Raw genomic sequence first — 21,910 nt, 5'->3', positions numbered from 1 at the left:
GCTGGTCGCCGGGCCTAGTCGTCGACCCCGCGCGCCGCGAGGGCCTCGCCCATCGCGTCTGCGGTCCGCAGCGCCCCGATCACCACCGGGACGGCCAGTGCCCGCAGCGAGAACCCGAGCCCGCGGGCCTTGCGGGCCTCGGTCACGTCGGAGACCAGGCCGGCGAGCAGCGGGATGCAGCGCAGGGTCATCGCCAGCACCAGGCCCACCCGGTCCGGGTTGACGCCGAAGCGCCGCAACGGCGCCAGGAGGCGCTGCACGGCGTCGAGCATGTCGATCACCCGCGTGGTCAGCGTGACGAGCGCCGCGGCCGCCACGGACAGCAGCAGCACCCCGCACACCACCAGCGCGCGGCGCCAGCCCGTGAAGACCACCTGGAAGGCGCCGACGAACAGCAGCATCCACAGCACCGGGCGCAGTTGGCTCAGCGCCACCCGGACCGGGATCCGGGCCACCGCGTACGCGGCGATCAGCACTGCCGCGGCGGGAGCCAGGTGCCAGGGCTCGCGGACCGCGGCCGTCACCGCGACCAGTGCCACCAGCAGTCCCGCGAGCTTCGCGCCCGCGGGCAACCGGTGCAGCACCAACCCGGCCGGGTGGTAGAGGCCGAGCGTGGTCATCCGATGAGGCGGCGGTAGAAGGCGATCGACTCGCCCGGCAGGCCGTCCGCGACCACTGCGCCTGCGTCGACGACCAGCACCCGGTCGAAGTCGGCGAGCAGGTCGAGTTGATGGGTCACTGCGACCACCTGCTGCGGCAGCGCCGCCAACGTCTGTGCCACCACCCGGGTGTTGCGCAGGTCCAGCAGCGTGGTCGGTTCGTCGGCGACGATCACCTCCGGTTCGGTGACCATGATCGCCGCGAGCGCGAGCATCTGCTTCTGGCCGCCGGAGAGCAGGTGAGTCGGATGCTCGGCGTGTCCGGCCAGACCGAAGTTCTCGAGCACCGCGCTCACCCGCGCGGCCCGCTCGGCCTGCGGCACCGACGTCCGGCGCAACGAGAACGCGATGTCCTCGGCGACCGTCGGCATGATGATCTGGTGATCGGGGTCGGTGAAGACGAACCCGACCTTGCGCCGGACCTTGCGGCCCTCGCGCGCGGTGTCGAGTCCGTCCACGGTGACCCGGCCGCCGCTGGGCAGCACCAGGCCGTTGATCATCCGGGCGAGCGTGGACTTGCCGCTGCCGTTGGCGCCGACGATCCCGATCCGGCGCTCGGTGAGGCTGAGGCTGACGTCCGCGAGCACCGCACGATCGCCGTAACGGTGCGAGACGGACTCGAAGCGGATCTCGGTCATGCGAGGTGCGTCAGGCGGGGTCGGCGACGGGGGCGTACGTCGTCGACCGCGGCGCCAACAGCGCCGGGTACGCGCGGTGCACCTGCACGGCGACCAGCGCCGCCACGACGGCCTTGACCGCGTCGCCCGGCAGGAACGTGACGTTGGTGCTCAGCGCCTGCCAGAGGGTCAGGTCGGTGCGCAGCATCAGGCCGGCGATGCCGAACCCGTAGAGCACGACGATGCCGCCGAGGAGGTTGATCGCGGTCCCGACCACGACGCTGTAGCGCGGCAGCATCTTGACGGTGAGCCAGCCGATCACCGCGACCGTGGGGATCCAGCCGATCAGGAAGCCGGCAGTCGGCCCGGCCAGGGAGGTCAGCGAGGTGCGGCCACCGGCCAGCACGGGCAGCGCCAGGCCCAGCACGATCACGGTGAGCACCGCCAGCACACCCTTGCGGGGTCCCAGCAGCGCGCCGGCGAGCATGACGCCGAGCGTCTGCAGGGTGATCGGGACGCCGGAACCGCCGACGGTGATGGTGCCGGGCAGGCCCAGCGCGATGATCAGCGCGGCGAACACCGCCACCTGTGCGAGGTCACGCGCGGTGAAGGTCGGGGCGCCAGGGGTGCTGGTGGACACGGCGAAATGCTCCTCAGGAAAGGGTGGGGTAACCCGGCGAGCTTAGTTCACCGGCCGGTTGCCCAGGTCACGTCGTATTCGGGGGCACCCGCCGCAGGCGCCCCCGACCGGCCTGGGGGATCACCCTGATCTTTCCCTGATCTTGCGTCTGAGCTGGTGCTTTTCTCGTCGAGGCCTGCGAGGCTGAACGCATCGGGCCGTCGGTGCGGCGGCCGGAGCGAGTGAACGGAGAACCCTGGTGTTCTGGAAGATCGTAGGAATTGTCGCCCTGGTCTGGATCGCGTTGGCGGTGGTCGGTGCGCTGGTGAAGGGGCTGTTCTGGGTGCTGGTCGTCGGCGCCGTGGTGTTCGGGCTGTACCTGCTGTTCAAGGCGATGTCGGGCAGCGACGCGCACGACATCGACCGGATCTGACCCGCCGGGCCCGCGAGATGCTCGGTGACCGCTGCGGGTGCCCGCGACTACGGGCATCCTGAACGGATGGAGCCGATTCCCGAGGACTGGCAGCGCGGCGTCGTGATCGTCGCCCACCCCGACGACATCGAGTACGGGTGCGCCGCGGCGGTGGCCCGGTGGACCGCGCAGGGCAAGGACGTCCGGTACGTCCTCGCGACCAGCGGCGAGGCCGGCATCGACGGGCTCGCGCCGGACGAGTGCCGCCGGCTGCGCGAGGACGAGGAGCGGCGCTCGGCCGCGGTCGTCGGGGTCAGCGAGGTCGAGTTCCTCGGCCACCCCGACGGCCGACTGCGGGCGGACCTGGCGCTGCGGGCCTCGCTCGCCGCGGCCATCCGGCGGCACCGCCCGGAGTTCGTGGCCACCATGAACTTTCGCGAGACGTGGGCGCCCGGCTACCTGAACAGCGCCGACCACCGCGCGCTCGGGATCTCGGTGCTGGACGCGGTGTCCGACGCCGCCAACGCGTGGATCTTCCCCGAGCTGACCGAGTCGCCGTGGGCGGGGGTGCGCTGGGTCGCGGTGAACGTCATGGTCGGGGCCACCCACGCCGTCGACGTCACCGAGACCGTGGCGTCGGCGGTCGCCTCGCTGACCGAACACCGGCGGTACCTCGAAGCTCTGAGCGCGACCCCGGTGGCGGAGCAGGCCGCGAACCAGATCGAGATGGCCACCGCGCCGAAGGACGGTTTCCCGGCGCAACGGGCGGTGGCCTTCGAGCTGTACTGCTACTGACCGCCCGGTCCGCCGTGGAGCGGCGCCCCGACGATCGCCCGGCCGGCGTCCGGCACCGCCTCGATGTCGAGCGGCAGCGGATCCAGCCGCTCGCCGTCCGCGTAGGGCGTGATGACGGACCCGCCGATGCCGTCACGCGGCGCCTCCAGCCGGATCTTGCGGGAGCGGAACGTCTGCACCTCGTCGAGGTCGACATGGGTGCCCTTGTAGACGGTCGGGAACAACCGGATCAGCTTGAGCCGGCTGCCGGCGGTCACCACGGTCACGTCGAGCAGCCCGTCGTCGAAACGGGCGTTCGGGGTGATCTGCATGCCGCCGCCGTAGGAGGTGCCGTTGCCGACCGTGACCATCGCCGCGTCCAGTTCGATCGTCTGGTCGTCGAGCACGATCCGGTAGGGGATCGGCCGCAGCTGCGCCAGCTCGACGAGCATCGCGGCGTTGTAGCGCATCGGGCCGCGGGGCCACCGCATCCGGTTCGCCCGGTCGGTGACCAGCGAGTCGAAGCCGCTCGAGAGCACCGTGCCGAACCAGCGGTCGCCGGCGCGGCCGAGGTCGAGGGTGGCCACCTCGCCGTGCGCGATCACGTCGGCGGCCGCGACCGGGTCGTCGACGGGGATGTGCAGCTGACGCGCGTGGTCGTTGCCGGTGCCGCCCGGGATGATGCCCAGCGGCACACCGGTTTCGGCCAGTGCCTGCCACGCGATGCTGATCAGTCCGTCGCCGCCGGCGGCAACCAGTGCGTCGGTGCCGGCGGCGACCGCCTTGCGGGCCAGGGTGAGCGCCTCGGCGGCGTCGCGGCCCTCGATCTCGGTCACGGTGACGCCGAGTTCGCGCAGGCGGGCCACGGCGGTGGCCGCGGCCTCCGGGGCATGTCCGTTGCCCGCGGCAGGGTTGGTGAGGACGGTGACCGATCGTGTCATGGCAGCAGCTTGCCAGGGTTGAGGATGCCGGTGGGGTCGAGTGCGTCCTTGACCGCCCGCAGCACCTTGCCGCCCAGCTCGCCGATCTCGTCCACCATCCACGGCTGGTGGTCGCGCCCGACGGCGTGGTGGTGGGTGATGGTGCCGCCCGCGGCCACGATGGCGTCGCCGGCGGCCTTCTTGGCGACGGCCCACTGCGCTAGGGGATCGGCGGCCTGCGCGCAGACGACCGTGAAGTACAGCGACGCGCCGGTGGGGTAGGTGTGCGAGATGTGGCACATCACCAGCGGCGGGGTGCCCTGCCCGGCGAGCGATTCGGTGAGGGCGCCGGTGACCGCGCCGCGCAGGTTCGACAGGTTGGACCAGGTGGTGGCGGTCTCGAGCGTCTCGACGATGGCGCCGGCGTTGAGCAGGGCGTCGCGCAGGTACGGCGCGTCGAACCGGCCGTGCTCCCAGTCCCGGGCCGGCTGCTCGCCGAGGGCGGTGCCTCCCGCGGCGGTGAGCACCGCGGTGGCCTCGGCGTATCGCGACTGCACGTGCGCGGCGGTGCCCTCGAAGGTGGTGACGGACAGGCAGCCCGCGGTGGGGCTCTCGCCGCCGACCTTGGAAGCCAGGGCCAGGTTGAGACCGGTCTCGGCCTCGTCGGACAGGCGCATGACGGTCGGCGCGGCGCCGCTCTGGATCACCGTGCGCAGCGCGGCGGCGCCGGTCTCGAAGTCGGGGAACGACCAGGCCTGGTAGGCGGTGGTCTCGGGGACAGGGTGCACCCGGACCGCGACGGAGGTGATGATCCCGAGGACGCCCTCGGACCCGACGAACAGTTGACGCAGGTCGGGGCCCGCGGCGGAGCCCGGGCCGCGCCCCAGCTCGAGGGTGCCGGACGGGGTGGCGACGGTGATCCGCTCGACCATGTCGTCGAACCGGCCGTAACCGGCGGACGCCTGACCGGACGACCGTGTCGCGGCGAACCCGCCGATGGTGGCGAACTGGAAGCTCTGCGGGAAGTGTCCGAGCGAGAAGCCGTGCGCGCCGAGCAGCGCCTCGGCCTGCGGGCCGGTGACGCCGGCCTCGAGGACGGCGATCCCGGAGACCGCGTCGAGGCTCACCAGCGCGTCGAGCCGGCGCAGGTCGAGCGCGAGCACCTCGGCGAAGTCGCCGCGGACCGGGTCGACGCCGCCGACCACGCTGGTGCCGCCGCCGAACGGGACGGCCGCGACGGACTGGTCCGCGCACCACTGCAGCAGGGCCAGGACCTCGTCGTGCGAACCGGGCAGGACCACCGCGTCGGGGGCGTCCTGGGGCTGGGTGTCCTTGCGGCGCAACAGGTCCGGGGTGCTCTTGCCGCCGGCGTGGCGCAGTCGCGTCGCGTCGTCGGTGCGCACCTGCTCGGCGCCGAGCAGCGACTCGAGCGCGTCCCGGTGCGCGGACGTCAGCGCGGTGGGGCGGAGTACGGCGTCGGACTCGGTGGGCGGCGGCGCCTGCTCGGCGGACACGCCGAGTGCGGCCTGCAGCAGCGAGACGACCTGCGGGGAGAGTTGCTTACGGAACTCGCCGACACCCCACGCGTCCCACTCCATGGTGGGAGCCTCGGTGTCGGGGCGGGCGAGTGGCGACTGCGAACGCGGCGCTGTGGTGTCGGTCATGCGTTACAGTGTTACACACGATGTCTATCCGTAACGAAGATTCCGGCGTCCGTGATGCCGCGCCCAGCGTCGACGACCTGATCCTCGACGCGGCCCGGACCTGTGTGCTCGAGTTCGGCCTGCGCCGGACCACCCTCGCGGAGATCGCCCGTCGCGCCGGCGTCAGCCGCCCGACCGTCTACCGGCGCTGGCCCGACACCCGGGCCGTGGTCGGAGACCTGCTGACCCGGGAGATCCGGCAGGCGCTGCCCGAGATGTCCGGCCCGCACGGCGCCCGCGAGCAGCTGGTGAACGGCGTCGTCGAGGTGGCGGAGAAGGTGCGCACCCACCCGCTGTTCGTCAAGATCGTCCGTTCGGACCCGGAACTGCTGGTCCCGTACATCGTCGACCGGCTCGGCGCCAGCCAGCGGGCCATCATCGACGTGCTCACCCCCGTGGTCGACGCCGGTCAGCGCGACGGTTCGATCCGCGCCGGTGATCCCGCGGCGCTCGCGACCATGGTGCTGCTGATCGCGCAGTCCGCTGTCCAGTCCGCCGGCATCGTCGCCGACGTGCTCTCGCCCGACGCCCTGGTCGAGGAACTGCGCCTGGCCGTCGACGCCTACCTCACCCCCCGCTAGCCGCCCCCACCAAGAGGAGCTCACCGTGCATCCCTACTCCCTGTCCGCGCTCAACGCGGACCGACGCTCCCGCGACCTCGCCGCCCTCGGCGACCGCCCCGAGGTCGACGTGCTGGTGATCGGCGGTGGCGTCACCGGCGTCGGCGCCGCGCTCGACGCCGCCGCCCGTGGGCTGCGGGTGCTGCTGGTGGAGCGTCACGACCTGGCCTTCGGCACCAGCCGGTGGAGTTCGAAGCTGGTGCACGGCGGGCTGCGCTACCTGGCGACCGGCAACGTCGGGATCGCGCGCGAGAGCGCCGTCGAGCGGGGCATCCTGATGACCCGGACGGCCCCGCACCTGGTCCGGGCGATGCCGCAGCTGGTGCCGCTGCTGCCCTCCGTCGGCGTGTTCGAGAAGTCGCTGGTGCGAACGGGGTTCTTCGCCGGTGACCTGTTGCGGGCGACCGCCCGGACGCCGTCGTCGGTGCTGCCGCGGTCGCGCCGGGTCTCCGCGGACCGGGCCGCGGAGATGGCCCCCGCGGTCCGGCGGGAGGGTCTGCGCGGCGGGCTGCTGGCCTACGACGGCCAGCTCGTCGACGACTCCCGGCTGGTGGTCGCGCTGGCCCGGACCGCGGCCCTGCGCGGCGCCACCGTCCTGACCCGGGTGGGGGCCTACGACGTGACCGGCGGCTCGGCGCGGCTGCGCGACGAGCTGACCGGCGAGGAGCTGACCGTCCGGGCCAAGGCCGTCGTCAACGCGGCCGGCGTGTGGGCGGGGCAGATCGACCCCGAGATCCGGCTCAAGCCCAGCCGCGGCACCCACCTGGTGCTCTCGGCCGAGGCGCTCGGCAACCCGACCGCGGCGTTGACGGTGCCGATTCCGGGGGAGACCAACCGATTCGTCTTTGCGCTGCCCGCGCAGCTCGGCCGGGTGTACCTGGGACTGACCGACGAGGCCGTCGAGGGCGAGATCCCCGACGTGCCGACAGCCGCCGACTTCGAGATCGATTTCCTGCTGGACACCGTGAACACCGCGCTGGGCACCCCGCTGACCCGCGACGACGTGCTCGCCACCTACTCGGGGCTGCGGCCGCTGCTGGACACCGGCGAGGGCTCCACCGCCGACCTCTCGCGCAACCACGCGGTGCTGCGCTCCGCGAACGGGGTGATCAGCGTGGTCGGCGGCAAGCTCACCACCTACCGGAAGATGGCGCAGGACGCCGTCGACCTGGCGGTCCGTGAGAGCGGGCTCGAGGCCGGGCCGTGCCTGACCGCGGACCTGCCGCTGGTGGGGTCCGGCCCCGCGCCCGGCGCCGGTCCGGTGCCGCGGGACCTGCCCGCGTCGTTGACGCTCCGGTACGGGGCCGAGTCGGCGGCGGTGGCCCGCGCCGGGGAGCTGACGCCGGTGGCGGAGGGCATCGACGTCACCCGGGCCGAGCTGGCGTTTGCGGTGAGCCACGAGGGCGCCCTCGACACCGGCGACCTGCTGGACCGCAGGACCCGGATCGGTCTGGTGCCCGCCGACCGGGAGCGGGCGCTGGCCGCGGCGACGGAGGCGTTGGCGCGCAGCTGATTTCCCGGTCGTGGGGGCGTCGGGCGACAAATTTCGTCGGGCGCACAATTTAGGACTGATCCTGTCCGCAATCGCTCGTAGCGTGGTCCCTACCGACATGAAGGAAGGGACCACACCGTGACCATCTCATCGCAGCCCGAACTGACCGGCGAGCGCGCCGACATCCTCTCGATCCTCGCCGACCAGCGCAGGACGTTCCTCATCGCCTACCGCGGGCTCGACGACGCCGGCGCGCGCACCCGCTCGACGGCCAGCGAGCTGACCCTGGCCGCGCTGCTCAAGCACGTGGCGGGCACCGAACGGAACTGGCTCGAGACGCTGCTCGAACGCGACGAGAACGCCGAGTTCGACATGGCCACCGCGACCGAGAGTTGGACGGTAGTCGAGAGCGACACGGTCGAATCGCTGCTCGCGCAGTACGACGCCGTCGCCGCCGCGACCGAGGCGGCGGTGGCGTCGCTGCCCGACCTGGACCTGCTGGTGCCGTTGCCGACCGCGCCGTGGGCCCCGGAACGCGAGTGGTGGACGGCGAGAAGGCTGCTGCTGCACGTCATCCGGGAGACCGCGCACCACTCGGGGCACGCGGACATCATCCGCGAGTCGCTGGACGGCGCGAACACCACGATGCAGATGGGCGCGGACGCCGGCATGGAGTTCTGACCCACCGGCGGGAGCGCAGTTTCGCCCGGCAGGACCGGGTCCCACCGGGGTAACGTCGGGCCTTGTGAGTATTCGACTCGGATACCAGATGCCCAACTTCAGCTACGCGAAGCCGGTCGTGGAGTTGTTCCCCACCGTCGTCGCCCAGGCCCGGGAGGCGGAGGCAGCGGGCTTCGACACCGCCTTCGTGATGGACCACTTCTACCAGTTGCCCGGCATCGGGGAACCGGACGAGCCGATGCTCGAGGCCTACACCGCGCTGGCCGGCCTGGCGGCGTCGACCTCGAGCATCCAGCTCTCCGCGCTGGTCACCGGCAACACCTACCGCAACCCGCCGATGCTGGCCAAGACCGTCACCACCCTGGACGTGGTCAGCGGCGGGCGTGCGGTGCTCGGCATCGGGGCCGGCTGGTTCGAGCTCGAACACCGCCAGTTCGGTTACGAGTTCGGCACTTTCACCGAGCGGTTCGAGCGGCTCGGGGAGGCCCTGGAGATCATCGTGCCGATGCTGCGCGGGCAGCGGCCGACGTTCGAGGGCAAGTGGTACCGGACCGAGGGTGCGATCAACGAGCCCCGCGTCCGCGACGACCTGCCGGTGTTGCTCGGTGGCGGCGGCGAGAAGAAGACCTTCGGCTACGCGGCCCGCTACGCCGACCACCTGAACATCATCTGCAACGCCTCGGAGCTGCCGCGCAAGCTCGACGCGCTGGCCCAGCGCTGCGAGGAGGCGGGCCGCGACCGCGGCACCCTCGAGACGAGCTTCCTCGCGTTCGTGATGATAGACGAGGACGGCGACCGGGCCCGGCAGCTGCAGCGCGAGTTCCTGCTCTCCCGCGGCGTCGACCTGTCGGCGCTGTCTGCGGAGGACCGGGCCGCCGCCACCGATCGGCAGTTCGTCGGCAGTCCGGACGAGGTGGCCGAACAGATCCAGACCCGGGTCCTCGACCACGGCGTCGACGGGATCGTGATCAACCTGGTCGCCAACGGCGACGAGCCGGGGATCGTGGAGTTGGCGGGCGCGGCCCTGCGCCCACTGGTGATCGACTGACCACCGGGGGTGTGGTGACGTGACGCCCGGGTCCGACAGGCAGGACGAACGGTTCCGTCAGCTGACGACGCCGCGGTCGGCGGCGGTCGCCGGCATCCTCTTCGCGGTCCTCTTCGGGACCAGCCTGGTGCTGATGCGCACCGCGCTACCGGCCGATCCGTTCGCCGTGACCGCCTGGACGGGGAGCGCCGCCTCGCGAATGGCGGCCGCCCTGGTGCTGGCGCCGTTCGCGGGCATCGCGTTCCTGTGGTTCATCGGCGTCGTCCGAGACCGCCTCGGCGACCTCGAGGACCGGTTCTTCGCGACGGTGTTCCTCGGCAGCGGACTGCTGTTCCTGGCCATGGCCTTCGTCTCGACGGCGGTGGCCGGCGGGATTCTCGCGATGTCCCGGCACGCAGGCGGCTCCGAGGCCGAGATCGTCTACTTCGGCCGCGAGGTGATGCTGCAGGTCAGCAACGTCTACGCGGTGCGGATGGCCGGGGTGTTCATGATCTCGCTCGGCACGATCTGGCTGCGCACCGGCCTGATGCCGCGCTGGTTGGTGATGACGACCTACTTGCTGTCGCTGACTCTGCTGCTGGTGGTCAGCCTCAGCCTCTGGGTGACGCTGGTGTTCCCCGTGTGGGTCCTGGTGATCAGTGTCTTCATCCTCGCCGCCCGCCGGCCCGGCCCGACCACGGACGGCTGACGGCAAAGGCCGTTGCCCCGCGGTCGCGGCCCATCTGCCGCACTGGTGACGGGCCGCCCGCGGGCACTGTGGCACCCTGGGCGGATGCGAGTCGCCGTTGTCGCCGGGCCCGATGCCGGCCATGCCTTTCCCGCCATCGCACTGTGCCTGAAACTGCTTGCCGCGGGCGAGGATCCGGTGCTGTTCACCGGTGACCGATGGCTCGAGCAGGCGCGGGCGGCGGGGATCAGCGCACGCAAGCTCAAGGGGCTCGCACCGCGCCCGGAGGACGACGACCTGGACGCCGGTCAGCGGATCCACTCCCGGGCCGCGCACATCTCCACCGAGATCCTTCCGGACCTGAGTGCCATGCTGCCGGACCTCGTGGTCTCGGACATCCTCACCGCGGGCGGTGGGATGGCCGCCGAACGGCTCGACGTGCCGTGGGTGGAACTGTCCCCGCACCCGCTCTACGCCCCCTCGAAGGGGCTGCCGCCGATCGGCAGCGGCCTGGCGCCGGGGGAGGGGCTGCGCGGGCAGGCCCGCGACGCGCTGATGCGCGCGGCGACCGGGCGTTCGATCAAGCAGGGCCAGCGGCAGCGCTCGGCGGCCCGGGTGAGCATCGGCCTGCCCGCCGTCGACCCCGGCCCGGTGGCGCGGCTGATCGCGACGATGCCGGCGCTGGAGGTGCCGCGGCCGGACTGGCCGGAGGACGCGCACGTGGTGGGGCCGCTGCTGTGGGAGCCGACCGCCGAGGTGCTGGACCCGCCGCCCGGCGACGACCCGCTGGTGATGATCGCGCCGTCGACCGCGTTCACCGGGGCCGAGGGCATGCTCGAGACCGCACTGGCCGGGCTCGACGGCGCCGGGGTGCGGGTCGTCGCGTCGATGCTCGACGCCCCGCCGGCCGACCTGCCGTCCTGGGCCCGGGCCGGGTTGGGACGCCAGGACGTGATGCTCGGCCAGGCCGCCGCGGTGGTGTGCGGCGCGGGCCACGGCATGCTGGCGAAGGCGTTGATGGCGGGGGTGCCGGTGGCGGCCGTGCCCGGCGGCGGTGACCAGTGGGAACTGGCCAACCGGGCGGCCCGGCAGGGCAGCGCGGTGGTGGTGCGCCCGCTGACCGCACAGACCCTGCGGGAGGCGGTGCTGCGGGTGCTGGACGAGCCCGGCTTCGCGGAGTCGGCGCGACGTGCCTCCGACGGGCTCGCGGAGGTGGCGGACCCGGTGGCGGTGTGCGTTGCGGCAGCGCAGGGGCGCTAGCGTGGTGTGGTGAGACTGACCGAGTTCAACGAGCTGGTGCACGGCCAGTTCGGCCGCCTGTACGGCGAATCCCTGCTGGTGGACCACGTGCTGACCAGCCTGGGCGGCATGACCGCGGCGCAGGCGATCGAGGCGGGTCAGGAACCGCGGGACGTGTGGCGCGCACTGTGCGCGGACTTCGAGGTGCCGCGTTCGCGCTGGTGACGGCGATGCCGCCGGGAGTCGCAACGAGCCCCAGGCGGTTCGAAAGTTGACTCGAACAGATGTTCCCTTATGCTGAGGGGGTTCTGTTCGGTGGCCTCGCGGCCGTCCGCGGCGCCGGTGGTCGTCCGCCGGGTTCGGGCCCGACCCGAGACCGGACCTACGCAAGGTTGTCGGTACCCCGCTCTAACGTAACGGCATCACGGAACACAGATCGCCGACGAGCCCGGATCTTCATCCCGGACCACCGGACGAGACGCTGACTAAGGAGAACTCGATGGCACCTCAGGCAAACGATCGCGACAAGGCGCTCGAGCTCGCGCTGGCGCAGATCGACAAGAACTTCGGCAAGGGTTCGGTGATGCGCCTCGGTGAGGAGTCCCGCCAGCCCATCGCGGTGATCCCCACCGGCTCCATTGCGCTGGACATCGCGCTGGGCATCGGTGGTCTGCCCCGCGGCCGGGTCGTGGAGATCTATGGCCCGGAGTCCTCGGGTAAGACCACGGTGGCACTGCACGCGGTCGCCAACGCCCAGGCCAACGGCGGCATCGCCGCCTTCATCGACGCCGAGCACGCGCTCGACCCGGACTACGCCGCCAAGCTGGGCGTGGACACCGACGCGCTGCTGGTCTCCCAGCCGGACACCGGTGAGCAGGCCCTGGAGATCACGGACATGCTGATCCGCTCCGGCGCGCTCGACATCCTGGTCGTCGACTCCGTGGCGGCCCTGGTGCCCCGCGCCGAGATCGAGGGCGAGATGGGTGACAGCCACGTCGGCCTGCAGGCCCGGCTGATGAGCCAGGCGCTGCGCAAGATCACCGGCGCAATGAACAACTCCGGCACCACCGTCATCTTCATCAACCAGCTGCGCGAGAAGATCGGTGTGATGTTCGGCTCCCCGGAGACCACCACCGGCGGTAAGGCGCTCAAGTTCTACGCGTCGGTGCGCATGGACATCCGCCGCATCGAGACGCTCAAGGACGGCAGCGACGCGGTCGGCAACCGCACCCGCGTCAAGGTGGTCAAGAACAAGGTGGCGCCGCCGTTCAAGCAGGCCGAGTTCGACATTCTCTACGGTCACGGCATCAGCAAGGAGGGGTCGCTGATCGACATGGGTGTCGAGCACGGCTTCATCCGGAAGTCGGGTTCCTGGTTCACCTACGAGGGTGACCAGCTGGGCCAGGGCAAGGAGAACGCCCGCAAGTTCCTGCTGGAGAACACCGACATCCGGGACGAGATCGAGAAGAAGATCAAGGAGAAGCTGGGCATCGGCGCGGACGTGACCGCGTCCGACAAGGACGCGGACCCGGTCGACTTCTAGGTCGCCGCCGATGCGTTCCGGTGATCCGGTGACCGTGCCGCCGGCCCAGCAGGAGGTGCAGGCCAAGGACCTGTGCCTGCGCCTCCTGACTGACCGGCCCCGCAGTCGCGCGGAACTGTCGAAGAAGCTCGCGGACAAGGGTTACGACGAGAGCGTCAGCGCCCGGGTCCTCGACCGGCTGACCGAGGTCGGACTGGTCGACGACGCCGCGTTCGCCGAGCAGTGGGTGCGCTCCCGGCACGTGTTCTCCGGCAAGGGGAAGCGGGCGCTGGCGATGGAGCTGCGCACCAAGGGCGTGGCCCCGGAGGTCGCCGCGGTCGCCCTCGACCAGATCGACGGCGACGACGAGCGCGAGCGCGCGGTCGAACTGGTCCGGCGCAAGCTGCGCACCACCTCGCTGGACTTCGAGGTGGACGGGCCCGGCGGTCGCAGCAGCGAACGCGACCGGGTGGTCCGCCGGCTGGTGTCGATGCTCGCGCGCCGCGGCTACCCGCAGGGCATGGCGTTCGACGTGGTGAAGGCCGAACTGGCCCAGGCCGGTACGGACACCGACGGACTCAGTGCGGACTAACCAGACGGACTCGGTGCGGACTAACCAGACGGACTGGTGGGGACTGGCCCGAAGGGGACTGGCGCGGCGGCCTCGCTGGGAGGCCGCCGGTCAGGCGGGCCGCTTGTCGGTGAAGGTCATCACGTCGTCGATGCCGGGCGCCCCGTCGATCACATCGGCGTCCAGCGGCGCGATCGGCGGGCGTCCGCCCTTGCGTCCGGTCCGCAGTCGCTTCTCGAGCCAGGTCGCGAAGTAGGACAGCCCGAAGTTGATGATGATCATGATGATGCCGACGACGACCAGGGCCGCGAAGAAGTTGCGGTAGTATGAGGCGGCCTGCTGGCCGCTGCGGACGATCTCGACGTAGCCGATCTGGTAGCCGAGCGCGGAGTCCTTCAACGCCACCACCATCTGCGACACCAGCGCCGGCAGCATGGACGTGATCGCCTGCGGCAACAGCACGAGCCGCATGGTCTGACCCTTGCGCATGCCCATCGCGACCGCGGCCTCGGTCTGTCCCTTCGGCAGCGAGTAGATGCCCGCGCGGAGGATCTCCGCGATGACCGACCCGTTGTACAGCGTCAGGCCGACGACCACGGCGGCGAGCGCGAGCTCGCCCGAGGGGAACACGCCGTACTGCGCGAACGCCTGGTACGCGAAGATCATCAGGATCAGCACCGGGATCGCCCGGAAGAACTCGACGAACGCCCCGGACACCCACCGCACCCAGCGGTGGTCGGAGAGCCGGCCGACGCCGAGGACGGCGCCGAGGACGAGCGCGAACACCAGCGAGAGCCCGGCCGCGACCAGGGTGCCCTTCAGGCCCGGCAGCAGGTACGTGGTCCAGGTGTAGTGGTTGAGGAACGGCGACCACTTGTCCGCCTCGAACTGCCCGTTCTCCGCCAGCACGCGCAGCACGTACAGGCCGACGACGACCAGCACGAGTCCGAACGCGATCGCCGTGATCCGGTTCCTGATCCGGGCCCGCGGGCCGGGGATGTCGAAGAGGACGCTCGCCTGATCGGTCATCGCTTCACCGCCAGTCGCTTGCCGAGGTAGCCGAAGAGGAACCCAATCGGCAGCGTCAGGACCATGAAGCCGATCGCGAAGATTGCGAACACCACGAACAACTGATCCGCCTCGTTCTCGATCATCGTCTTCATCAACAGGGACGCCTCGGCGACACCGATCGCAGAGGCGATGGTGGTGTTCTTGGTCAGTGCGATCAGCACGCTGCCGAGCGGAGCGACGACCGCACGAAAGGCCTGCGGCAGCACGACCAGCCGGATGCCCTGGCTGAACGAGAGCCCCAGCGAGCGGAAGGCCTCAGCCTGCCCGACCGGGACCGTGTTGATGCCCGAGCGCAGTGACTCGCACACGAAAGCCGAGGTGTAGACGATGAATCCGAGCACCGCCAGCCGGAAGTTGTTGGTGTCGATGAACGCCGGGTCGCCCTCCGGGGCGAACGCCACACCCAGGTTCTGGTACAGCCCGATCGAGGTGAACACGATGATCAGGGTGAGCGGGGTGTTGCGGACGATGTTCACGTACGCCGTCCCGGTTGCCCGGAGGATCGGCACGGGGGAGACCCGCATCGACGCGAGCAGGGTGCCCCAGACGAGGGAGCCGATGGCGGACCAGAACGTGAGTTGGATCGTCATCCAGAATGCGCTGATCAACTGGTCGCCGTAGGTTTCGAGCAGTCGTCCCATGTTCACCTCCTTCAGGTTGGCGGGTCAGTAGCGGTCGACGGTGGGCGGCGGTGGCAGTGTGAGGCCCGAATCGCCGAGGGACTTCTCCCACGCGGCCTGCCAGGCGCCGGTGGCGATCATGTCCTCGATCGCGTCGTTGATCTTCATCCGGGCCTCCGTGTCGCCCTTGGGCAGCCCCACCCCGTACAGCTCGGTGGTGAAGGGCTCGCCTGCGAGCTTGAACTCGCCCGGGTACTGGGCCGCGAAGCCGGCGAGGATGATGTCGTCGGTGGTCAGGGCGTCCACCTTGCCGCGGTGCAGCGCCTCCACACACGAGGAGTAGCTGTCGAACTGCTGCAGCTGCACACCCGGGTAGGACTTCTTGATCTTCTGCGCCGGCGTGGAGCCGGCCACCGAACAGAGCTTCTTGCCGCCTTCCAGCGACTCGGCGCCGGTGATGGAGTCGTCGTCGGCGCGGACCAGCAGCGACTGTCCGGCGACGTAGTACGGCCCGGCGAAGTCGACGACCTTCTTGCGGTTGTCGGTGATCGAGTAGGTGCCGACGACGTAGTCGACCTCACCGTTCTTGATCAGCGTCTCGCGCTGCGCGGAGGGTGCTTCCTTCCAGGTGATGCCGTCCTCCGGCACCCCCAGGTAGTTGGCGATGTACTTGGCGACGTCGATGTCGAAGCCGGACATCGTCTTGTCCGGTTCGCGCACGGCGAGGCCGGGCTGGTCGAACTTGGTCCCGATGACGAGGTGGCCGTCCGCGGCGTCCTGCAGGACGTCGCGGGGCTCGCTGCTCCCGCAGGCGGACGCCGTCACGACGACCGCGAGGAGCAGCGCCACCGCGGTAGTGGCCTTGCGAAGTCTCACCGTCCGCGCCTTCCCGCTCAGTGTCCGAGGATCTTGCTGAGGAAGTCCTTGGCGCGGTCGGACTTGGGTGCGGTGAAGAAGCTGTCGGGGGTGCTGTCCTCGACGACGACCCCGTCGGCCATGAAGATGATCCGGTCCGCGGCCTTGCGGGCGAAGCCCATCTCGTGGGTCACCACGAGCATGGTCATGCCCTCCTTGGCGAGCCCGACCATCACGTCGAGAACCTCGTTGACCATCTCGGGGTCGAGCGCGGAGGTCGGCTCGTCGAACAGCATGACCTTCGGGTTCATCGCCAGGGCCCGCGCGATCGCGACGCGCTGCTGCTGCCCGCCGGACAGCTGGGCCGGGTACTTGTCCGCCTGGTTGGCGATGCCGACCCGGTCGAGCAGTTCGAGTGCCTTCGCCTTGGCGTCGGCCTTGTTCTTCTTGCGGACCTTCATCGGCGCGAGCATGACGTTCTCGAGGATCGTCTTGTGCGCGAAGAGGTTGAAGGACTGGAACACCATCCCGACGTCGGCGCGCAGCGCGGCCAGCGCCCGGCCCTCGGCGGGCAGTTCCTTGCCGTCGATCGTGATGGTGCCGGAGTCGATCGGTTCGAGCCGGTTGATCGTCCGGCACAGGGTCGACTTGCCGGAGCCGGAAGGCCCGAGCACCATCACCACCTGGCCGGTCGGCACCTCCAGGTCGATGTCCCGCAGAACGTGCAGCGCACCGAAGTGTTTCTGCACCGACTTCATGGAGATCATCGTGGGGCGGACCACCGCCGACGCCGTAGTTCCGGATTCGTCCGCATGCGTCATGGTTGCAGACTTTATGCGGTCGGAGGGGCCGTTGTCGCATTTGGGTGGCGCGGCGCCCGCGGCGTTGTGGATTCTTTACTGTGCGGATTCGCTCCGGAGGTGCCTCTCGGTGGACGGGCCGTCGGCGGCACTCAGGTGGGCGACGCATCGGCCCGGCGTCGACCACGGCCCCACCCGGATCGCGGCGTCCGGGTGGCCGAGCCGGCCGACCAGCCCCCGCAGCAGGCCGAGGTGCACCGCGCAGACCACCTCGGCGTCGACGGCGAGCAGGTCGGCGTACGGGCAGGTGTGCAACGTCAGCTCCGCGGAGTCCGGCCGCGCCTCGGTGATCTCGGGGTCGTAGCCCAGCCGGTCCAGGACGGCCGCGGCGGTGCGGACCGCGTCGGGCATGGTCTGTGGGGCCGACGGCGTCAGGGTCGCGAGTTCCTGCGCCGCCCAGTCGTCGCCGGCAAGTTCGGCGCGCCGTGAGCCGGACCCGGGGGAGTCGCGGTGCTCGCCGGACCCCGTCCAGCGTCCGATCAGCACGGCCGCCAGCCTGCCGTACCGGCCGGACTCGCGGTCGACGTCCGACTGCACGGCGCGGTAGAGCAGCTGGGGCCGCCCCCGGCCGGTGGGCGCCGCGGGCGCCGTGCGCACCAGGCCGGCCTGCTCCAGCGCGGCCAGGTGGAACCGGACCGTGGACACGTGCAGGCCCGACTCGTCCGCGAGGTGCCGCGCGTCGAGCGCCGCCGCGCTGCGGGAGAGCACGTCGAGGAGGCGTCGCCGGCTGGGTGACGCCAGGACGGCATGCGCCGCGGTGCGCGGTGACCGCCGGTCGTTCATTCGCCAATTCTATATTAAAAACGACTGGATTCGTGTTTAATCGGGGGAGGTGACGAGCGCCGACCTGGGAGGATTCCATGGGTGTCGAGCATTCGGTGAACGACCAGTCGCGGTTCGCGCGTGCGAGGGGTACGACGCGATGACCGCCACGTCGCCCGGGCCGGCACTCGACACCGAAGCCGCGCGGCCGTACCCCGCGCGACTCGGTCCCAAGGGCACCTACATCTACAAGATGGTCACCACGACTGACCCGAAGACCCTCGGGATCATGTACATGGTCACCTCGTTCGCCTTCTTCCTCGCGGGCGGGCTGATGGCCCTGCTGATGCGGACCGAGCTCGCGGTTCCGGGGATGCAGTTCCTGTCGAACGAGCAGTTCAACCAGCTGTTCACCATGCACGGCACGATCATGCTGCTGCTGTACGCGACGCCGATCGTGTTCGGTTTCGCGAACTACATCCTGCCGCTGCAGATCGGCGCGCCGGACGTGGCGTTCCCGCGGTTGAACGCGCTGAGCTACTGGCTGTACCTGTTCGGCGCGCTGATCGCCATGGGTGGGTTCCTCACCCCGGGTGGCGCGGCCGACTTCGGCTGGACGGCCTACAGCCCGCTGACCGACGCGGTGCACTCGCCCGGCGTCGGCGCCGACCTGTGGATCATGGGCCTGGCGGTCGCAGGCGTCGGCACCATCCTCGGCGGCGTCAACATGATCACCACGGTGATCTGCCTGCGTGCCCCCGGCATGACCATGTTCCGGATGCCGATCTTCACCTGGAACATCTTCATCACGATGATCATGGTGTTGCTCGCGTTTCCGATCCTCACCGCGGCTCTGATGGGCGTGTTCGTGGACCGGCACCTGGGCGCGCACATCTTCGACCCGGCCAACGGCGGGACCCTGCTCTGGCAGCACCTGTTCTGGTTCTTCGGTCACCCCGAGGTCTACATCGTGGCGCTGCCGTTCTTCGGGATCGTCACCGAGATCATCCCGGTGTTCTCACGCAAGCCGCTCTTCGGCTACAACGGAATGGTCTACGCGACGATGTCGATCGCGGCGCTGTCGATCGCCGTGTGGGCGCACCACATGTACGCCACCGGCGCCGTGCTGCTGCCGTTCTTCTCCTTCATGACGTTCCTCATCGCGGTCCCGACCGGTGTGAAGTTCTTCAACTGGATCGGCACCATGTGGAAGGGGCAGGTCACCTTCGAGGCGCCGATGCTCTTCTGCCTGGGATTCATCATCACGTTCCTGTTCGGCGGCCTGTCCGGCGTCATCCTCGCCAGCCCGCCGCTGGACTTCCACGTCACCGACAGCTACTTCGTGGTGGCGCACTTCCACTACGTGCTCTTCGGCACCATCGTGTTCGCCACCTACGCCGGCATCTACTTCTGGTTCCCGAAGATGACGGGCCGCCTGATGGACGAGCGCCTCGGCAAGTGGCACTTCTGGACCACCTTCATCGGCTTCCACACCACGTTCCTGGTCCAGCACTGGCTCGGCAACGAGGGCATGCCGCGTCGCTACGCGGACTACCTGCCCAGCGACGGCTTCACCACGCTGAACACCATCTCCACGATCGGCTCGTTCGTCCTCGGTGCCTCGACGCTGCCGTTCGTCTGGAACGTCTTCAAGAGCTACCGGTACGGCGAGATCGTCACGGTCGACGACCCGTGGGGCTACGGCAACTCGCTCGAGTGGGCCACCAGCTGCCCGCCGCCGCGGCACAACTTCACCGAGCTGCCCCGGATCCGCAGCGAGCGCCCGGCCTTCGAGCTGCACTACCCGCACATGGTCGAGCGGTTGCGCGCGGAGGCGCACGTCGGAACCCGTCACCGTGAGCAGTCTGCCGAGCTCGTCGAGGTCGGGGCGGACGCGCCCGCGGACCGCGCGCCCGATGACTGAGCTCGCCCAGGCCGCCGCGGCGGCGGCTTCCCGCTGACGTCGGTACGCGGGATTCGGGCGGGTTCGGCCGGGGCCGTACCCTTGATGACGTGGACACGATCGACCGAGACCTCCCCGACACGGCACCGGCGGCACCCGGAGACCCCGCGACCACCGAGCCCCGGAGTTACGAGGTACGCACCTTCGGCTGCCAGATGAACGTGCACGACTCGGAGCGGCTGTCCGGTCTGCTCGAGGACGCGGGCTACACCAAGGCGGCTGCCGGCGCGCAGCCCGACCTGCTGGTCTTCAACACCTGCGCGGTCCGCGAGAACGCCGACAACAAGCTCTACGGCACCCTCGGCATGCTGCGTCCGACCAAGGCGTCGCATCCGGGGATGCAGATCGCGGTCGGCGGCTGCCTGGCGCAGAAGGATCGCGACACCGTCGTGAAGAAGGCGCCGTGGGTGGACGTGGTCTTCGGCACCCACAACATCGGTTCGCTGCCGACCCTGCTCGAACGCGCCCGGCACAACGAGCGGGCGGAGGTCGAGATCCTCGAGTCGCTCGAGGCGTTTCCCTCCACGCTCCCCGCCAAGCGCGAGTCCGCGTACGCCGGCTGGGTGTCGATCTCGGTGGGCTGCAACAACACCTGCACGTTCTGCATCGTGCCCGCGCTGCGCGGCAAGGAGGTGGACCGCCGGCCCGGCGACATCCTCGCCGAGGTGCAGGCGCTCGTCGACGAGGGCGTGCTCGAGGTCACCCTGCTCGGGCAGAACGTCAACTCCTACGGCGTCTCCTTCGTGGACCCCGACATCCCGCGCGACCGGGGCGCATTCGCCGCCCTGCTCAGCGCCTGCGGGAACATCGAGGGACTCGAGCGGGTCCGCTTCACCTCCCCGCACCCCGCGGAGTTCACCGACGACGTGATCGAGGCGATGGCCGCCACCCCGAACGTGTGCCCGCAGTTGCACATGCCGCTGCAGTCCGGCTCCGACCGGGTGCTCAAGGCGATGCGCCGGTCCTACCGCAAGGCCAAGTTCCTCGGCATCATCGAGAAGGTGCGGGCCGCGATGCCGCACGCCGCGATCACCACCGACATCATCGTCGGCTTCCCCGGGGAGACCGAGGACGACTTCCTCGAGACCCTGGACGTGGTCCGGCAGGCCCGCTTCACCAGCGCGTTCACCTTCCAGTACTCCAAGCGCCCGGGCACGCCCGCGGCGGAGATGCCGGACCAGCTGCCGAAGGAGGTCGTGCAGGGACGCTACGACCGCCTCATCGCGCTGCAGGAGCAGATCACGCTCGAGGAGAACCAGAAGCTGCTCGGCGCCGAGGTGGAACTGCTGGTCGCGGCGGGGGAGGGCCGCAAGGACGCGGCCACCCACCGGATGAGTGGCCGGGCCCGTGACGGCCGGCTCGTGCACTTCCGCCCGGAGGGCGCCGGGTCCGTCGTCGGCGACATCCGGCCCGGCGACGTCGTCACCACCGTGGTCACCGGCGCGGCCCCGCACCACCTGATCGCGGACGGCCCGGTGCTCACCCACCGGCGCACCCGCGCCGGCGACTCGCACGAACGTGGCATCACGCCGAAGACCCCACCCATCGGGGTGGGACTGGGACTACCGCAGATCGGCGCGCCCGCGCCGCTGCCGACCGCAACGGGATGTGGAGCATGATCAAGGACAAGCACGAGGACCCGATCGAACACATCCGAAAGGACATCGAGGCGGCCGAGCGGAAGGTCACCTCGGAGATCGATCCCGGCATCCGCGGCGTCGTCGTCGCGGCCGGTGTGCTGGTGCTGCTGCTCAGCTTCACCCTCCCGCACACGGGGTCGGCCTCCGGCTGGGACGTGCTGGTCGGCAACGACGTCGCCCTGGGCGAGTCCATCGCGCTGCCGTCCCGGATCTTCGTCTGGCTGGCGCTGGTGTTCGGTGTGGTCGTCGGCGCCCTGGCGCTGGTCACCCGGCGCTGGACGCTGGCCTGGCTGGCCCTGGCCGGTACCGCCGTCGCCAGCGTGTTCGGGATGCTCGCGATCTGGTCGCGGCAGACCCTGTCCCCGGGCGATCCCGGCGCCGGACCCGGCATCGGCCTGGTCCTCGGCTGGATCACGGTGATGGTGCTGACCTTCCACTGGATCAAGGTGGTGTGGACCCGCACCTCCGTCCAGCTCGCCGCCGAGCAGGCGCGCCGGGAGCAGACGGCGGAGGCCGAGCGCCGGTCGATCTGGGGCGACGACAACAACTGACGCCGGAGTTCGCCCGGTCCCGGGGCCTCACCCGCCCTGGGCAC

24 protein-coding genes are annotated in these 21,910 nt (G+C 70.6%); 14 read left to right on the top strand and 10 right to left on the bottom strand.

The window, feature by feature from the left end:
• Positions 1-14: 14 nt before the first annotated feature.
• From RT2_RS08145 to RT2_RS08135, 3 genes are read right to left on the bottom strand one after another with little or no spacing between them, the layout of a single operon-like run.
• The gene (locus RT2_RS08145; protein ID WP_072844124.1) at positions 15-620 is read right to left on the bottom strand and encodes an energy-coupling factor transporter transmembrane component T family protein; all 606 of its coding nucleotides are present in this window, start codon (positions 618-620) and stop codon (positions 15-17) included.
• Positions 617-1,297, bottom strand: a complete 681-nt coding sequence (locus RT2_RS08140; RefSeq protein ID WP_072844122.1) for an energy-coupling factor ABC transporter ATP-binding protein — start codon at positions 1,295-1,297, stop codon at positions 617-619. The genes RT2_RS08145 and RT2_RS08140 overlap by 4 nt, the downstream gene beginning before the upstream one ends.
• Positions 1,298-1,307: 10 nt before the next feature.
• Positions 1,308-1,916, bottom strand: a complete 609-nt coding sequence (locus tag RT2_RS08135; RefSeq protein ID WP_072844120.1) for a biotin transporter BioY — start codon at positions 1,914-1,916, stop codon at positions 1,308-1,310.
• A gap of 238 nt (positions 1,917-2,154) precedes the next feature.
• On the opposite strand from RT2_RS08135, the gene RT2_RS25780 reads away from it, so the two are divergent.
• Both RT2_RS25780 and RT2_RS08130 read left to right on the top strand, forming a co-directional pair.
• On the top strand, positions 2,155-2,328 hold the full coding sequence (locus RT2_RS25780; RefSeq protein ID WP_169888214.1) for a hypothetical protein: 174 nt from the start codon (positions 2,155-2,157) through the stop codon (positions 2,326-2,328).
• A 66-nt stretch (positions 2,329-2,394) separates the two neighbouring features.
• On the top strand, positions 2,395-3,102 hold the full coding sequence (locus tag RT2_RS08130; protein ID WP_072844271.1) for a PIG-L deacetylase family protein: 708 nt from the start codon (positions 2,395-2,397) through the stop codon (positions 3,100-3,102).
• Here RT2_RS08130 and RT2_RS08125 read toward each other — a convergent pair.
• Entirely contained in the window at positions 3,096-4,022 is a 927-nt protein-coding gene (locus tag RT2_RS08125) for a diacylglycerol kinase (protein WP_072844118.1), read from the bottom strand. The genes RT2_RS08130 and RT2_RS08125 overlap by 7 nt on opposite strands.
• Entirely contained in the window at positions 4,019-5,599 is a 1,581-nt protein-coding gene (locus RT2_RS08120; RefSeq protein ID WP_169888220.1) for an FAD-binding oxidoreductase, read from the bottom strand. The genes RT2_RS08125 and RT2_RS08120 overlap by 4 nt, the downstream gene beginning before the upstream one ends.
• An 86-nt stretch (positions 5,600-5,685) precedes the next feature.
• On the opposite strand from RT2_RS08120, the gene RT2_RS08115 reads away from it, so the two are divergent.
• The 9 genes from RT2_RS08115 to recX all read left to right on the top strand — a co-directional run bounded on the left by RT2_RS08115 (position 5,686) and on the right by recX (position 13,565).
• Positions 5,686-6,285, top strand: coding sequence for a TetR/AcrR family transcriptional regulator (locus RT2_RS08115; RefSeq protein ID WP_072844114.1), 600 nt, complete (start codon positions 5,686-5,688; stop codon positions 6,283-6,285).
• Between the two features lie 25 nt (positions 6,286-6,310).
• Positions 6,311-7,837, top strand: a complete 1,527-nt coding sequence (locus RT2_RS08110) for a glycerol-3-phosphate dehydrogenase/oxidase (RefSeq protein WP_072844112.1) — start codon at positions 6,311-6,313, stop codon at positions 7,835-7,837.
• Between the two features lie 117 nt (positions 7,838-7,954).
• A complete protein-coding gene (locus RT2_RS08105; RefSeq protein WP_072844111.1) occupies positions 7,955-8,497 on the top strand; it encodes a DinB family protein in 543 nt (180 codons plus the stop codon).
• Between the two features lie 64 nt (positions 8,498-8,561).
• A complete protein-coding gene (locus tag RT2_RS08100) occupies positions 8,562-9,545 on the top strand; it encodes an LLM class F420-dependent oxidoreductase (protein WP_174556681.1) in 984 nt (327 codons plus the stop codon).
• 19 nt (positions 9,546-9,564) lie between these two features.
• Entirely contained in the window at positions 9,565-10,233 is a 669-nt protein-coding gene (locus RT2_RS08095; protein ID WP_072844107.1) for a hypothetical protein, read from the top strand.
• 84 nt (positions 10,234-10,317) lie between these two features.
• Positions 10,318-11,472, top strand: coding sequence for a glycosyltransferase (locus tag RT2_RS08090; protein WP_072844105.1), 1,155 nt, complete (start codon positions 10,318-10,320; stop codon positions 11,470-11,472).
• A 9-nt stretch (positions 11,473-11,481) separates the two neighbouring features.
• Entirely contained in the window at positions 11,482-11,676 is a 195-nt protein-coding gene (locus RT2_RS08085; RefSeq protein ID WP_072844269.1) for a DUF3046 domain-containing protein, read from the top strand.
• Between the two features lie 274 nt (positions 11,677-11,950).
• Positions 11,951-12,994 carry a recombinase RecA gene (gene recA, locus RT2_RS08080; RefSeq protein ID WP_072844104.1) on the top strand — a complete coding sequence of 348 codons (1,044 nt, stop codon included), beginning with the start codon at positions 11,951-11,953 and terminating at the stop codon, positions 12,992-12,994.
• Between the two features lie 10 nt (positions 12,995-13,004).
• Complete coding sequence (gene recX / locus RT2_RS08075; protein WP_072844102.1) at positions 13,005-13,565, top strand: recombination regulator RecX; 561 nt, start codon at positions 13,005-13,007, stop codon at positions 13,563-13,565.
• 90 nt (positions 13,566-13,655) lie between these two features.
• Here recX and RT2_RS08070 read toward each other — a convergent pair whose 3' ends face one another.
• From RT2_RS08070 to RT2_RS08050, 5 genes are all read right to left on the bottom strand, one after another.
• Positions 13,656-14,573, bottom strand: coding sequence for an amino acid ABC transporter permease (locus RT2_RS08070; RefSeq protein ID WP_072844100.1), 918 nt, complete (start codon positions 14,571-14,573; stop codon positions 13,656-13,658).
• Positions 14,570-15,256, bottom strand: coding sequence for an amino acid ABC transporter permease (locus RT2_RS08065; protein WP_072844267.1), 687 nt, complete (start codon positions 15,254-15,256; stop codon positions 14,570-14,572). Before RT2_RS08065 ends, RT2_RS08070 begins: the two co-directional genes overlap by 4 nt.
• Positions 15,257-15,280: 24 nt before the next feature.
• A complete protein-coding gene (locus RT2_RS08060; protein WP_072844099.1) occupies positions 15,281-16,111 on the bottom strand; it encodes a glutamate ABC transporter substrate-binding protein in 831 nt (276 codons plus the stop codon).
• 17 nt (positions 16,112-16,128) lie between these two features.
• Positions 16,129-16,857 (bottom strand): amino acid ABC transporter ATP-binding protein, encoded by a 729-nt coding sequence (locus tag RT2_RS08055; RefSeq protein WP_083577200.1) that lies wholly within the window; start codon positions 16,855-16,857, stop codon positions 16,129-16,131.
• Positions 16,858-16,986: 129 nt separating this feature from the next.
• On the bottom strand, positions 16,987-17,733 hold the full coding sequence (locus RT2_RS08050; protein WP_072844095.1) for a helix-turn-helix transcriptional regulator: 747 nt from the start codon (positions 17,731-17,733) through the stop codon (positions 16,987-16,989).
• Between the two features lie 139 nt (positions 17,734-17,872).
• Here RT2_RS08050 and ctaD point away from each other — a divergent pair, with 139 nt between their 5' ends.
• The 3 genes from ctaD (at position 17,873) to RT2_RS08035 (ending at position 21,866) form a co-directional block, all read left to right on the top strand.
• Positions 17,873-19,636 (top strand): aa3-type cytochrome oxidase subunit I, encoded by a 1,764-nt coding sequence (ctaD, locus tag RT2_RS08045; protein WP_072844093.1) that lies wholly within the window; start codon positions 17,873-17,875, stop codon positions 19,634-19,636.
• Between the two features lie 98 nt (positions 19,637-19,734).
• The gene (gene miaB, locus RT2_RS08040; RefSeq protein ID WP_371851145.1) at positions 19,735-21,294 is read left to right on the top strand and encodes a tRNA (N6-isopentenyl adenosine(37)-C2)-methylthiotransferase MiaB; all 1,560 of its coding nucleotides are present in this window, start codon (positions 19,735-19,737) and stop codon (positions 21,292-21,294) included.
• On the top strand, positions 21,291-21,866 hold the full coding sequence (locus RT2_RS08035) for an Rv2732c family membrane protein (protein ID WP_083577185.1): 576 nt from the start codon (positions 21,291-21,293) through the stop codon (positions 21,864-21,866). Before miaB ends, RT2_RS08035 begins: the two co-directional genes overlap by 4 nt.
• The last annotated feature ends 44 nt before the right edge of the window (positions 21,867-21,910 follow it).

The organism is Rhodococcus tukisamuensis NBRC 100609, from assembly GCF_001894985.1.
GTDB lineage: Bacteria > Actinomycetota > Actinomycetes > Mycobacteriales > Mycobacteriaceae > Rhodococcus_G > Rhodococcus_G tukisamuensis.
The sequence above is the reverse complement of the archived record's forward strand: the minus strand, read 5'-3'. Positions and strand labels throughout refer to the sequence as shown.